This window comes from Brasilonema octagenarum UFV-OR1, from assembly GCF_963888615.1.
GTDB lineage: Bacteria > Cyanobacteriota > Cyanobacteriia > Cyanobacteriales > Nostocaceae > Brasilonema > Brasilonema sennae.
The window spans coordinates 1-529 of the sequence record NZ_CAWPKW010000143.1; the positions used below are offsets into that span (position 1 = coordinate 1).

Annotated in this window: 1 pseudogene; it reads left to right on the forward strand. The window is 42.0% G+C overall.

Annotated features, from left to right (window positions below):
- Positions 1–33: 33 nt before the first annotated feature.
- Positions 34–529: pseudogene (locus tag AC5590_RS09700) on the forward strand (site-specific integrase); the annotation flags it as partial.

A 529-nucleotide genomic window follows, 5' to 3' on the forward strand; every position in this document is an offset into this window, starting at 1 on the left:
GGCGTAGCCCAACCCAGGCATCGCCAAAACTTCATGTCGGGGACATATCCAACATCTACACATGAGTATGCAAATGAAGACTCAACCGACTTGTTCGCCGATATTTTTGCAGATTTTGAGCCGCACAACACCACAGACGGCAGTTATAGAGGAACAATGGCGAAAATTAAAGCGACGGAATTACACTATCAGGAAGTTTTTGAGCAGAAGTTAGTCGAAGCCAATACTAATTTAAAAAGGGATAGAATTAGAGTTAGCATTAAACAAACTGGTAATTCTCTTCAGTTACGAGCTACCCTACCGTTAAAACCAGGCGATGCCTCCGGCGGGCAAAGCCAACGCAGCGTAGGTAAGAAAAAAAAGCAGTATGATTTGTCTCTAGGGATACCAGCAAATTTAGAGGGACTGAAAACTGCGATTGAGGAAAGTTACGAGTTGGGTAAATTAATCGCTCGACATACTTTCGAGTGGAATGAGAAGTATTTAGGAATAAAATCTAGAGAGAAGCAAGAAATAAAAAGCATTGGAG